At 33.4% G+C, this 13,084-nt stretch carries 12 protein-coding genes and 1 other annotated feature (1 of these 13 only partly in view); of the genes, 10 read left to right on the plus strand and 2 right to left on the minus strand.

Going from position 1 to position 13,084, the window contains the following annotated elements:
• Positions 1–131, plus strand: a binding site (T-box leader); it begins 103 nt to the left of the window's first position.
• 64 nt (positions 132–195) lie between these two features.
• The 8 genes from B5E58_RS03555 (at position 196) to B5E58_RS03590 (ending at position 10,656) form a co-directional block, all read left to right on the plus strand.
• Complete coding sequence (locus tag B5E58_RS03555) at positions 196–1,215, plus strand: phenylalanine--tRNA ligase subunit alpha (protein WP_088108316.1); 1,020 nt, start codon at positions 196–198, stop codon at positions 1,213–1,215.
• 32 nt (positions 1,216–1,247) lie between these two features.
• Positions 1,248–3,650 carry a phenylalanine--tRNA ligase subunit beta gene (pheT, locus tag B5E58_RS03560; RefSeq protein WP_088108317.1) on the plus strand — a complete coding sequence of 801 codons (2,403 nt, stop codon included), beginning with the start codon at positions 1,248–1,250 and terminating at the stop codon, positions 3,648–3,650.
• A gap of 101 nt (positions 3,651–3,751) precedes the next feature.
• Positions 3,752–5,455, plus strand: coding sequence for a SpoIID/LytB domain-containing protein (locus tag B5E58_RS03565; protein WP_088108318.1), 1,704 nt, complete (start codon positions 3,752–3,754; stop codon positions 5,453–5,455).
• A gap of 14 nt (positions 5,456–5,469) precedes the next feature.
• On the plus strand, positions 5,470–6,507 hold the full coding sequence (gene queA / locus B5E58_RS03570) for a tRNA preQ1(34) S-adenosylmethionine ribosyltransferase-isomerase QueA (protein ID WP_088108319.1): 1,038 nt from the start codon (positions 5,470–5,472) through the stop codon (positions 6,505–6,507).
• A 72-nt stretch (positions 6,508–6,579) separates the two neighbouring features.
• The gene (locus B5E58_RS03575; RefSeq protein WP_088108320.1) at positions 6,580–7,413 is read left to right on the plus strand and encodes an HAD family hydrolase; all 834 of its coding nucleotides are present in this window, start codon (positions 6,580–6,582) and stop codon (positions 7,411–7,413) included.
• Between the two features lie 15 nt (positions 7,414–7,428).
• Positions 7,429–8,745 carry a replication-associated recombination protein A gene (locus B5E58_RS03580; RefSeq protein ID WP_088108321.1) on the plus strand — a complete coding sequence of 439 codons (1,317 nt, stop codon included), beginning with the start codon at positions 7,429–7,431 and terminating at the stop codon, positions 8,743–8,745.
• A 127-nt stretch (positions 8,746–8,872) separates the two neighbouring features.
• Positions 8,873–9,280, plus strand: a complete 408-nt coding sequence (locus B5E58_RS03585; RefSeq protein ID WP_088108322.1) for a PadR family transcriptional regulator — start codon at positions 8,873–8,875, stop codon at positions 9,278–9,280.
• Positions 9,281–9,282: 2 nt separating this feature from the next.
• A complete protein-coding gene (locus tag B5E58_RS03590) occupies positions 9,283–10,656 on the plus strand; it encodes an MATE family efflux transporter (RefSeq protein WP_088108323.1) in 1,374 nt (457 codons plus the stop codon).
• Between the two features lie 48 nt (positions 10,657–10,704).
• On the opposite strand, the gene B5E58_RS03595 is transcribed toward B5E58_RS03590, so the two are convergent.
• Positions 10,705–11,091, minus strand: a complete 387-nt coding sequence (locus B5E58_RS03595; protein WP_088108324.1) for a stage V sporulation protein AB — start codon at positions 11,089–11,091, stop codon at positions 10,705–10,707.
• A 31-nt stretch (positions 11,092–11,122) separates the two neighbouring features.
• Positions 11,123–11,740 carry a stage V sporulation protein AA gene (locus tag B5E58_RS03600; RefSeq protein WP_088108325.1) on the minus strand — a complete coding sequence of 206 codons (618 nt, stop codon included), beginning with the start codon at positions 11,738–11,740 and terminating at the stop codon, positions 11,123–11,125.
• A 144-nt stretch (positions 11,741–11,884) separates the two neighbouring features.
• On the opposite strand from B5E58_RS03600, the gene B5E58_RS03605 reads away from it, so the two are divergent.
• Together B5E58_RS03605 and B5E58_RS03610 are read left to right on the plus strand one after the other, a co-directional pair.
• A complete protein-coding gene (locus B5E58_RS03605; RefSeq protein ID WP_088108326.1) occupies positions 11,885–12,127 on the plus strand; it encodes a hypothetical protein in 243 nt (80 codons plus the stop codon).
• A gap of 104 nt (positions 12,128–12,231) precedes the next feature.
• Positions 12,232–13,035: a ZIP family metal transporter gene (locus tag B5E58_RS03610; RefSeq protein ID WP_088108327.1), complete on the plus strand. Its 804-nt coding sequence runs from the start codon at positions 12,232–12,234 to the stop codon at positions 13,033–13,035.
• Positions 13,036–13,084 lie beyond the last annotated feature (49 nt).

Raw genomic sequence — 13,084 nt, forward strand, 5'->3', positions numbered from 1 at the left:
CCCAGCTGTTTCTCTGAATTTTTTAATAAAATAGTAGGGGAAAACGTGTTATGTACGTTACACATACAAAAGTGCCTGTGTTTTTACAGGAATTTGGGTGGTACCACGGATATTTTACCTTCGTCCCTTATTTTGGGAACGAAGGTTTTTTTGTTTATTGGGGTACAATTTTTAAAATGAAAGGAGAAGTTTTTTATGAAAGACCAGCTTAAGGCTATTCAGGAGAAAGCTCTTTCTGCTCTTGAGGAAGTAAAAGAGCTTAAAGAACTTGATGATTTAAAAGTAAAATTTTTAGGTAAGAAAGGCGAACTTACTGCTATTTTAAAAGGTATGGGAAAACTTACAGCAGAGGAAAGACCTGTTATAGGTCAGCTTGCCAATGAAGTAAGAGGACTTATTGAAGAAAAAATTGATGAGGCTAAAAAGACTCTCTCTGAGAAAGCTCAGGAGGCTAAACTTAAAGCTGAGACTATTGACGTTACAATGCCTGGAAAACAGTGTTCTTGTGGTCATAAACACCCTATGAGTATTGTTATTGATGAGATAACAGATATATTTATGGGTATGGGTTATGAGATTGCAGAAGGTCCTGAAGTTGAAAAAGATTACTATAACTTTGAGGCTTTAAATATTCCTGCAAATCACCCTGCTAAAGACGAACAGGACACATTCTATGTAAATGGTGATATACTTCTTAGAACTCAGACTTCACCTGTTCAGGTTCGTGTTATGGAAAAAGGAAAACTTCCTGTAAGAGTTGTTTGTCCTGGTGCTGTTTATCGTGCTGACGAGGTTGACGCTACTCACTCACCAATATTCCACCAGTTAGAAGGTCTTGTTATTGATAAAGGAATAACAATGGGTGACCTTAAAGGTGCTTTGGCTGTATTTGCAAAAGAGCTTTTTGGTGAAGATACAAAAGTTAGATTTAGACCACACCATTTCCCATTCACAGAGCCAAGTGCTGAAATGGATGTAACTTGCTTTGCTTGTGGAGGAAAAGGCTGTCGTGTATGTAAGGGAGAAGGATATATTGAGCTTTTAGGCTGTGGTATGGTTCACCCTAAAGTACTTAAAATGTCTGGAATTGACCCTGAAGAATATAGTGGATTTGCTTTCGGTATGGGTCTTGAGCGTGTTGCTATGCAGAGATACGGAATTACAGACTTAAGACTTCTTTTTGAAAATGATGTAAAATTCCTTAAACAGTTCTAATAAACGAAACACAGGAAAGGAGAGATTAAAAAATGGACGTACCTATGTCTTGGTTAAGAGACTACGTTGATGTAGATTGTAGTACAAAAGAATTTATGGATAGAATAACACTTTCAGGCTCAAAAGTTGAGGGTCTTGAAGTGTTGGGAAATATAGAAAAAGTTGTTGTGGGACAGGTTAAAGAGATTGAAAAACACCCTGACGCTGATAAACTTGTTGTTACACAGATTGATATTGGAAAAGATGAACTTTTACAGATTGTAACAGGTGCAAAAAATCTTACAGTTGGTGATTATGTTCCTGTTGCTCTTGACGGTTCACTTCTTGCTGACGGTACAAAAATTAAAAAAGGCAAATTAAGAGGTGTTGCATCAAATGGTATGCTCTGTTCTGTTGAGGAACTTGGCTGTGATGAACACGATTTCCCAGAAGCTCCTGAAAACGGTATTTATGTTTTCCCAGAGCCACAGGCTGAAAATCTTGGAAAAGAAGTTAAAGAGATTATGGATTTAGAAGATGAAGTTGTAGAGTTTGAAATAACATCAAACAGACCAGATTGTTTCAGCGTTCTTGGTATAGCTAGAGAAACTGCTGCAACTTTAGGAAAAGAATTCAAATATCCTGAAATTAAAGTTGAGGCTAAAGCTGGCGGAAATGTTTCTGATATGATTTCTGTTGATATTGAAAATCCAGAGCTTTGTCCTCGTTACGTTGCAAGAGCTATCAAAAATGTAAAAATAGGACCTTCTCCACGTTGGATGAGAAAGAGACTTCGTTCTGCTGGGATTAGACCTATAAACAATATCGTTGACATCACAAACTATGTTATGGTTGAAATGGGTCAGCCAATGCACGCTTTTGATATTGATACAATAAGCGATAGAAAAATTATTGTAAGAAATGCAAAAGAGGGAGAGAAAATAACTACTCTTGACGGTGTTGAAAGAAATCTTGACCCTTCAATGCTTGTTATATCAGACCCTAAAAAAGCTGTTGCCATTGCCGGTGTTATGGGTGGCGAAAACTCAATGATTACAGGTGAGGCTGAGGCTGTTTTATTTGAGTCAGCTTGTTTTGACGGTCCTAATGTAAGAATTACAGCTAAAAAAGTAGGTCTTAGAACTGATGCATCAAGTAAATTTGAAAAAGGTATTGACCCTAATCTTGCCCTTGAAGCTGTAAATAGAGCTGTTCAGCTTGTTGAAATGCTTGGAGCTGGTGAAGTTATTGAAGGCGTTGTTGATTGTTATCCAAATAAGAGAGAAACTTGGAAACTTAACTATTCTCCAGAATGGATTAATGGTCTTTTAGGAACTGATGTATCTGCTGATGAAATGGCTGATATATTTGAAAAAATAGAAATTAAAGTTGACAGAGAAAATTGTGTGGCTGAAATTCCTACATTCCGTCCTGACCTTGAAGCACAGGCTGACCTTGCTGAGGAAGTTGCTCGTTTCTATGGATATGACAAAATCGTTCCAACACTTGCAGCAGGTACTCCAACAGTAGGAAAGAAAACATATGCTCAGACTATAACATCAATGGTTAAAGATGTTATGGTTGCTAATGGTATGTGCGAGTCAATGAACTTTACATTTGAAAGCCCTAAAGTTTTTGATAAATTAAGCATACCTGCTGACAGTGAACTTAGAAAAGCTGTTGTAATTTCAAATCCTCTCGGTGAGGACTTTAGTATAATGAGAACAGTTACTTTAAATGGTATACTTAACTCTCTTTCTACAAACTACAACAGAAGAAATGAAGAAGCTGCTCTCTTTGAGATTGGAAAAGTTTATATTCCACACAGCGTGCCTGTTACAGAACTTCCAGATGAACCTTCTAAACTTACAATCGGTATGTATGGAAAAACTGATTTCTATGCTCTTAAAGGTATAATTGAACATCTTTTTGAGGTTCTTGGAATGAAAGACATTGTTGAATATTCACCTGTAAGTGATATTCCTTTCATGCATCCGGGAAGAACTGCTGATGTAAGTATAAATGGTGTAAGTTTTGGATACTTTGGTGAACTTCATCCAAAAACAGCTTCAAACTATAATATAGGAGCAAGAACATATATTGCTGTTATTGATATGTGGACACTTATTGACAATTCAAACCTTGTAAATATTTATAAACCACTTCCAAAATTCCCAGCAGTAACTCGTGATATTGCTATGCTTGTTAAAGATGAAGTTATTGTTAAGGATATTGAAAGTGTAATCAAGAAAAAAGGCGGAAAACTTCTTGAGAGTATGAACCTTTTCGATGTTTATAAAGGAAGTCAGATTGCTGACGGATATAAATCTGTTGCTTACTCAATAACATTCAGAGCAGCTGATAGAACTCTTGTTGATGATGATGTAAATGCTGTTATGAATAAAATACTTGATGGACTTAAAAATGAGCTTGGAGCAGAGCTTAGAGATAAATAATTAATTTTAATACCATAAAAAGGGCAGATATTTTTTATCTGCCTTTTATTTTTGTCAAAAAAGTAGTATTATATTTTTATTATAGAAAAAGAGGTGGTTTTTTGAAAAAATTATTTAAAGGTATTACATCATTGATACTGTCTTTTATTCTTATAACTCCTGTGAATGTTTCTGCTTATAATGTTCCTGATACAGTGAGAATTGGACTTGAATACAAATATAAAAATGTATCCACAGTTCCTATATCAGAAACAAGTATATCTGTTGGATTAAATAACAATATGGAAGCTGACTTTTCGAGTTCAAATGGAGGTTTTAGTGTAAGTGTTTCATCTGACTATTTTGTAAATGTAGATGAAAGTTTTAAATATTATGAAGATGCTTTAGATGAAGCTTCAGAATATATACGAAAAGGATATACTGCTTTTCCTACATATAAAGGCGAAAAACAATGGGAAATTTATATAGGTGGTTTTTCACAGTATGACACAGCAAATACAATTGCTGAGAAAGTAGGGGGAACTGTTTCATCTCCTGACAGTGATAAAATGGTTTTAAAAGATGGAAGTGCAACTGTGCTTGTTTTTGATGATATTAAACCACAGATAAAATCAAAAACAAGAGACTTTACTCTGTTGAGTGATAGAAGTTATAGAGGTGTAATAGAGCTTGGAAGATATTTAGGTGGAAATATTACAGCTGTCAATGTTGTTCCTCTTGAAGAATATCTTTATAGTGTTGTTGCATCTGAAATGCCTTCAAGTTATAATGAGGAGGCTTTAAAAGCTCAGGCTGTGGCTGCAAGAAGTTATACAATGACAAGAATGACAGCCCATTCATCAACAGGCTATGAACTTTGTGATAGTACCCATTGTCAGGTTTATAAAGGATATGGAGGAGAGTCTGCTAGAACAAATAAAGCTGTTGACGACACAAAGGGAATTATGGCATACTATGGCGGAAGCCCTATAAATGCTGTTTTCCATGCTAGCAGTGGCGGACATACTGATAATTCTGAAAATGTATGGGTTAATTATGTTCCTTATCTTAGAGGTGTTCCGGAGTTAAATGAAATTGATATGAATACATGGAAAAGAACATACACCACATCAGAAATACAGTCCATAGTTTCGGCTAATGGTGACTATGTTGGTGAAGTTACTGATATTGTTATAAGTAATATTTCTGATACAGGTCATATTCTTGAAATTCAGATTGTAGGAACAGCTGGAGTTAAGACTATATCAAAAGAGGCAATACGTTCATATTTTTCATCTAATGGAGGAAGTCTTGAAAGCCGTGTGTTTACTATAAATGGAAAAGGAAGCCACCCTTCAGGTGAAAATGGAAGTTATGTTCCTCCAACTGATGTAAATCCACCTGTTACAGAAACAAGTGTTGATAAATTTGCTGTTCTTGGTAGAGATAATAAATCATCAATTACTTATATTGAAGATGTGTATATATCAGCAGCTAGCGGAAATACTGATAAAGAAAAAAATATGATTATTGTTCAGGGTGAAGGCGGAAACTCAAAAATGTACTATACAAAAGATAGCGGTTATACTGGTGCTGAAAATAGTACATATACAGCTTCATCTCCTTCAGGCGTAGGAAGTACAATGGTTATAACAAATAGTACACCTATAAGTACTGCTGACGGCAGTGGAAAGTTTGTTTTTGAAGGCTGGGGCTGGGGACATGGTGCCGGCATGAGCCAGAAAGGTGCTAATGGTATGGGTCAAATGGGTTATACCTATGACCAGATACTTAAATATTATTATACAGGAATAGAAGTTAAATAAAGATTGGAGAAAAAATGAAGACAAGCGATTTTTATTACGATTTACCAGAGGAGCTTATAGCTCAGGAACCTTTAAAAGATAGGTCATCATCAAGATTATTGGTTCTTGATAATGAAACTGGTGAAATTGAACACAGAATATTTAAAGATATTACAGAGTATCTTCAAGAGGGAGATTGTCTTGTAATAAATGACACAAAGGTTTTACCTGCTCGTCTTATTGGTGAGAGAGTGGGAACAGGAGCAAGAATTGAAATATTACTTCTTGTCAGAAAAAATATTGATACTTGGGAAGTCCTTGTAAAACCAGGTAAAAAAGCTAGACCAGGAGACAAAGTTTCTTTTGGTGGTGGAAAACTTGTAGCTGAAATACTTGAAACAATAGAGGGCGGAAATAGGATTATAAAATTCCATTATGATGGAGTTTTTGAAAATATACTTGAGGAGCTTGGGGAAATGCCTTTACCTCCTTATATAACTCATAAACTTGAGGACAAAAACCGTTACCAGACTGTATACGCAGAACATGACGGCTCAGCTGCTGCTCCAACAGCCGGACTTCACTTTACACCGGAATTGTTGGAAAAAATAAAAAATATGGGTGTTAAAATTGCCCATGTTACATTACACGTTGGTCTTGGAACATTTAGACCTGTTAAAGTTGATGATGTTACAAACCATGAAATGCACTCTGAGTATTATGTAGTTGAAAAATCACAGGCAGATATAATAAATGACACAAAGAAAAATGGTGGACGTGTTATAGCTGTTGGAACAACGAGTACAAGAACTCTTGAGTCTGTTACAGATGAAAACGGTGTTGTCCATGAGGGAAACGGTTGGACAAAGATATTTATATATCCAGGATACAAATTTAAGGCTATTGACTGTCTTATAACAAACTTCCATCTTCCAGAGTCCACTCTCGTTATGCTTGTTTCTGCTTTAGCTGGAAAAGAAAATATATTTAAGGCTTATGAAATTGCTGTTAAAGAAAAATATAGATTTTTTAGTTTTGGTGACGCTATGTTTATAAAGGTCGGGAAAAAATAATTTTTATAATTTTCATTAAAGGTGCAGATTTTTTCTGCACCTTTAAATAACCCCTTAAAAAGGAGTGATTTTATGTATAAAATGGCTGTTATTGATATAGACGGTACGCTTGCAGGAAATTTTGGTACTATATCAAAAGAAAATATAATGGCTATAAAGGAAGCTAGAAAAAAAGGGTATATTGTAACTTTATGTACAGGAAGAAACATAACAAAAACAATACCTGTTGCAAAAAAGACAGACACACAAGTTCCTTTTGCCTGTATAGATGGTACATTACTTTATAATTTGAAACAAAAAAAGATAACAAATGACCTTGCTATAACTCTTGATGAAAAAAATTTTATAATAGAAGCGGCTAAAGATGAACCTCTTATGATAGAAATTTCTGACGGTTATATGTATCATAAATATTTTAAAAGTAAAGAGTATTACAAATATGATGTTTTTAATGAACACAATTTAAAAGGTTTTATAAAAAGCTACATTGGAGGAATACGTTTTTATCATGATTTCAATAAAATATTAAATCTCAAAGAACCTCTTTATCAGGTTGTATTGGGAGGGGAAAAAGAAACTGTTCAGAAAGTTTGTGATAAAATACGTAAAAATGGTATGGAAGACATTGAAATACGTGATAATCTTTGGGATAACTATGCTTTTATACATAGAAAAGGCATAAGAAAAGAGAGAGGTGTTTTGGAGCTTTGCAATTATTTTAATGTATCAATAGATGAGGTTATAGCCATAGGTGATGACATGAATGACATTGATATGTTAAAATCAGCCGGTTTAGGTGTAGCTATGGGAAATGCAAAGGATATTGTAAAAGAAAATGCTGATGAGATTGCTCCTACAAATGTTGAAAATGGTGTTGCCTATATATTAAATAAATATTTTGTCTGATTGGAGGGATTTGTATTGGATTTATTTGAATACAACAGACAAAAAAGTATGGAGAAGGAGTCTCCTTTAGCTTCAAGATTGAGACCTAGAACTCTTGAGGAATTTTGTGGTCAAGAGCATATTGTGGGAAAAGGTTGTCTTTTGTATAGAGCTATAAAAGCTGACAGAATAAGTTCTGTAATATTTTATGGTCCACCAGGGACAGGAAAAACTACTTTGGCAAAAATAATTGCAAACACAACAAAAAGTATATTTACACAGCTTAATGCTACAACGTCAGGAACAAAAGACATTAAAGATGTTGTTGACAGGGCTAAATATGACATGGGAGCAACAGGACAAAGGACAATACTTTTTATTGATGAGATACACCGTTTCAATAAATCTCAACAGGACTCATTGCTTCCTCATGTAGAAGATGGAACAATTATACTTATAGGTGCAACAACTGAAAATCCATATTTTGAAGTTAATAAAGCTTTAGTATCTCGTTCCATTATATTTGAGCTTAAACCTCTTACAAAAAATGATATAAAGACAATAATAAAAAGGGCGTTGTATGACAAAGAAAGAGGAATGGGGATTTATAACTGTGATATAACAGAGGAAGCCTTGGATTTTATGGCTGATGTATCAAATGGAGATGCAAGAACAGCTTTAAATGCCCTTGAATTGGCTGTACTTACAACAGAAAAAAATGATGATGATAAAATTCATATAGATATTAATATTGCACAGGAGTGCATACAGAAAAGGGCATTAAATTATGACAAAGACGGTGACAATCACTATGATACAGTATCAGCTTTTATTAAAAGTATGAGAGGTTCTGACCCTGACGCAGCTATATATTATTTGGCTAAAATGATATATGCAGGAGAAGACCCTAAATTTATTGCAAGACGTATTGTTATATGTGCCTCGGAAGATGTGGGAAATGCTGACCCTCATGCTTTACAGGTGGCTGTATCGGCGGCACAGGCTGTAAATTTTATAGGTATGCCGGAAAGTCGTATAATACTTGCTCAAGCTGTAACTTATATTGCCTGTGCACCAAAAAGCAATGCTTCATATTTGGCAATAGATAAGGCTTTGGAAGATGTTAAAAATGTAAGTATAAAAACTGTTCCACCTCATTTAAAAGATTGTCATTACAGCGGTTCTTCTGAATTAGGTCATATAGGATATAAATATGCCCATGATTATCCGGGACACTATGTAAAACAGCAGTATTTACCTGATGAGCTTTTAGACAAAGTGTATTATGAGCCAACTGAAAATGGTATTGAAAGAAAGATAAAAGAGTCTTTAAAAAGACTTAGAGGAATTTGAAATACATAAACGGATTTATCCGTTTATGTATTTTTTTGAGTAAAAATATAATGTAGGTCGTATATTGTATTGAATATAAAAAATATATCTGTTAAAATATATCGGAATAGATATAGGAGGTGTTTTTTTGAAGTTTCCTTTTATAAAAATGAATATATTACAATATATGTGTTCATATGGAGAGTTGACAGGATACAGTTTTATGAGATATTGCCGTGAGAAGGGTATAAAGGTTTCCAGTGGTACAATATATCCTCATTTAAAGGAGTTGGAGGAGCTTGGTATAATATCTTTTAGACAGGACGGAAAAAGAAAGGTTTATACTATAACTGAAAAAGGTCAAGAATTTATAGAAAAACTATCTACTAATGATACTCCTCAAATGCTTTATAGTTCTGTTACAAGATTTTATAATGTATTGACTATGACTATATGGAATGATATTGAAAGTTTAAAGGAATTAAAAAAATCTGTAAAGATTTTTGAAAATACTCTTGATGAGTATATAGATATAATTGAAAACAAGGAGGAATAAAAATGGATAAACAATCCGTTGATTTGGGAAAGGACAGTGTTGGTAAACTTTTATTAAAACTGTCTGTTCCTGCAATTACAGCACAGATTATAAATGCGCTGTATAATATAGTTGACCGTATGTATATAGGGCATATACCTGAAAATGGTGACCTTGCTCTTACAGGTTTGGGGCTTTGTTTCCCTGTAATAATTATCATTATGGCTTTTGCCTCTCTTATGGCACAGGGAGCTGCTCCAATAGCTGCCATACATATGGGTAAAAACGATAATGATACAGCTGAAAACATAATGGGAAATAGCTTTATAATGCTTATAATAGCGGCTATTGTTATAACAGTAGTTTTTCAAATTTTTAGAGAACCTATATTATATGCTATGGGAGCCAGTAACAACACAATAGTTTATGCATCACAGTATCTTAGAATATATCTTTGGGGAACATTGCCTGTACTTTTAACTCTTGGTATGAATATGTTTGTAAATACTCAAGGATTTTCTAAGGTTGGTATGAAAACTGTTTTGATTGGTGCTATATCAAATATAATACTTGACCCTATATTTATTTATGGTTTTGATATGGGAGTAGAAGGTGCAGCCTATGCCACAATTATTTCTCAAACAATATCTGCTGTTTGGGTTATGGCATTTCTTTTTGGAAAACAGACTAAATTGCGTCTTAAAAAGAAAAATTTCAGACTTAAAAAATCAATACTCATTCCTGCATTATCATTGGGGCTTTCTCCTTTTGTGATGACAGGAACAGAAAGTCTTATAAATATAGTTTTAAACACATCTTTACAGAGAACAGGTGGAGATATTGCTGTTGGTGCTATGACAATAATATCTAGTGTAATGCAGTTTGTATTCCTTCCTTTACAGGGACTTGGACAGGGTGCACAGCCTATTGTAAGTTATAATTTTGGTGCTAAAAACTATTCAAGAGTTAAAGAAACATTTAAACTTTTTATAAAGACAGCTATATGTATGACAGCTGTTGTTTGGGTTGTAACTGTATTTGGTTCTCCTTTAATATCAAAGGTATTTACAAAGAGTGAAGAACTTATAGCTTTTACAGTTCCAGCTATGAGAACATATTTCTTTATGGTTGTTGCTATGGGTGTACAGACATCTTGCCAGCAAACATTCCTTGCAACAGGTCAAGCTAAAGTTTCTCTTTTCCTTGCACTTTTGAGAAAAATTATATTGCTTGCACCTTTAGCTATAACTTTTTCTTATATATGGGGTTCAAAAGGTGTTTTCTTCGCAGAGCCAGTTTCAGACTTAACAGCTGCAACAGTTACATTTATAATGTTTATGAGAAATAGACGTTATATTTTTGAGGGATTAGACAAAAAAAGAATAAATATTGAATAATAATAATAAATAATAAAGGGGCAGAATATATTCTGCCCTTTATTTTATTTAAAAAAGAGATATAAAAACTCCTGCCATTTTACCCAATGCCATGGCTAATATAAAAGCCCATATTCCTTTTAATATTCTTAAACGCCTTCTAAATACAGGCATTACATTTAAAACCTCAGCAAGGGCTATTGCCAAAACTCCAACAAATATTCCTGTTAAAAATGAAAATATGGGAAGTAAAATTTTAAAATTTCCTATATTAATATTTACGAATGTTAATATTGTACCTAAAATTCCCCCTATAACAATAATATCTTCATATAGAGGTATTCTACTTACTGTTTTAGTTTTTTGTGCCATTCTTGGAACAATTCCTATCATTGCTATAAAAGCAAATACACCACCCGATATTACAACTCCTGATGAAAGTCCGAAAAATGCCATTATAATGTTTTTTAAAATATTATTAAAAATACTATTCAGTTTTTCTCTCCTCCTTTTCAAGAGTTGCTATTATACTATCTGTGGTCTCTTTCTCATAGGTTGTCATTTGAACTTCTATTGGTGTTGGGTCTTTTGTGATGTATTTTTTTGAAAAATGATTAAAGAATACTATTATACCAACTCCCAATCCTATTCCGTAGGGTACAGTTATAATAGGATTATTTTCTTTGTACTCTCCTGAAAGCATATAGCTGAAATTTCCAAAAATTTTAGGTATCTCTGCATCAGCATGAAAACTCATTATTGCAGTTATAGAACCAGCAAAAAGTACAGCTGATACAAATAATATTTTTATTGTCTCAATAAATCCACCGGCTTTTCTTGACTTTATTTGATATTCAATTAAAGTATCTATTTCCCCTAAATTTGAAACTGTTGCATTTGGATATTTTAAATTTATAGCTTTTACAATATCCATTACTGATATAACTTTTTCACAGTCTTTTTCAGAGTTTATTGTGGTGACAATTATATTTTCTATATCTTTTGAAACTCCTCCTGATACAAAAATTTCACCTATGTCCTTTAAATATATTGCTTTTTTACCTATTATAAGTATTTTCCTTTTAGGTTTTATATAAATATCCATTAAATACACCTGCCTTTTATGGTATTTTCCTTAAAAAATTACAGTTTTATTCACTTTTGAAATAAAAATATATATTCGTTGACTGTATAAACACACTGTGCTAACATTAAAAATACATAATCATAAAAAAAGAGGGATACTTATATGGACAGCAAAAAACTTAAAATATTTGAGATTATTATAATTGCCGTTGCTCTTTTGGGTAGGGGATATATAGGTTTTGTAGCTTGGATAATATGGGCTTTGGAAATAATTGTTGTTAAATGGATTGATATTAAAAAATCTGATGACCCTGAAGCTCTAAGTAATGTAAAAAAAGAAATTCCACTGTACATAGGTATATTTTTATTTTTCATAGCTGTAAAATTTTTTGTTGGAACATTTTAAGACGGTTTTACCGTCTTTTTTTGTTGACAATATTTATACAGTATGTTATATTTATAATATAAAAGTTAGATTAAGCTAACTTTTTTTAAAAGGAGGTATATAATATGATGAATTCTTTGATTTGGGCTATAAAAGGAACTGGTTTTACATTTTTTATGACAGCCCTTGGTTCAGCAATGGTTTTTATATTTAGAAAAAATTTGAGCATGAATATAAATAGAATATTTTTAGGGTTTGCGGCAGGTGTTATGATAGCGGCTTCTGTATGGTCACTTATAATTCCTTCCATAGAAATGTCTGAAAATTTGGGATATATAGGTTGGGTTCCTGCCACAGGCGGTTTTATATTGGGAGTATTATTTCTTTTAGCACTTGATAATATTTTGCCTCATATACACCCTGATTTGGCAGGAGGAAAAGACACTATTGAAGGTGTATCATCATCTTTTAAGAGAAATACACTTCTTATGTCAGCTGTAACATTACATAATATACCTGAGGGAATGGCTGTTGGTCTTGCTTTTGCATTAGGTGCACAGCAAGGAGGAGAAGGGGCTTTTGCTCCTGCAATAGCTTTAGCTTTGGGAATGGGAATACAAAACTTTCCTGAAGGAGCTGCAATATCATTACCTTTAAGACAGGAAGGTATGTCAACATCAAAATCATTTTTTATGGGAGCTATGTCTGGTTTTGTAGAACCTGTATTTGGAGTATTAACTGTTATAATAGCGGGAAGTGTTACACCTGTTATGCCATGGCTTTTAAGTTTTGCGGCAGGAGCTATGATGTATGTTGTTGTTGAAGAACTTATACCTGAGGCTCATTTGGGAGAACATTCAAATACAGGAACAATGGGAGTTATGATAGGTTTTATTATAATGATGATTTTGGATGTAGCTTTGGGATAATTTTTTAATTAATAAAAAGATACTCTTTTGAGTATCTTTTTTTATTGTA

It is taken from the genome of Tyzzerella sp. An114 (assembly GCF_002161055.1).
GTDB classification, from domain to species: Bacteria; Bacillota; Clostridia; order Lachnospirales; family Anaerotignaceae; genus Fimicola; species Fimicola cottocaccae.

What these genes read in the sequence shown, in the direction of transcription:
- B5E58_RS03610 (WP_088108327.1), top strand. Translation starts at nt 12,232, where the DNA reads ATGATGAATTCTTTGATTTGGGCTATAAAAGGAACTGGTTTTACATTT.
- B5E58_RS03600 (WP_088108325.1), bottom strand. Translation starts at nt 11,740, where the DNA reads ATGGATATTTATATAAAACCTAAAAGGAAAATACTTATAATAGGTAAA.
- B5E58_RS03595 (WP_088108324.1), bottom strand. Translation starts at nt 11,091, where the DNA reads ATGGCATTTTTCGGACTTTCATCAGGAGTTGTAATATCGGGTGGTGTA.
- pheT (WP_088108317.1), top strand. Translation starts at nt 1,248, where the DNA reads ATGGACGTACCTATGTCTTGGTTAAGAGACTACGTTGATGTAGATTGT.
- queA (WP_088108319.1), top strand. Translation starts at nt 5,470, where the DNA reads ATGAAGACAAGCGATTTTTATTACGATTTACCAGAGGAGCTTATAGCT.
- B5E58_RS03605 (WP_088108326.1), top strand. Translation starts at nt 11,885, where the DNA reads ATGGACAGCAAAAAACTTAAAATATTTGAGATTATTATAATTGCCGTT.
- B5E58_RS03590 (WP_088108323.1), top strand. Translation starts at nt 9,283, where the DNA reads ATGGATAAACAATCCGTTGATTTGGGAAAGGACAGTGTTGGTAAACTT.
- B5E58_RS03575 (WP_088108320.1), top strand. Translation starts at nt 6,580, where the DNA reads ATGTATAAAATGGCTGTTATTGATATAGACGGTACGCTTGCAGGAAAT.
- B5E58_RS03555 (WP_088108316.1), top strand. Translation starts at nt 196, where the DNA reads ATGAAAGACCAGCTTAAGGCTATTCAGGAGAAAGCTCTTTCTGCTCTT.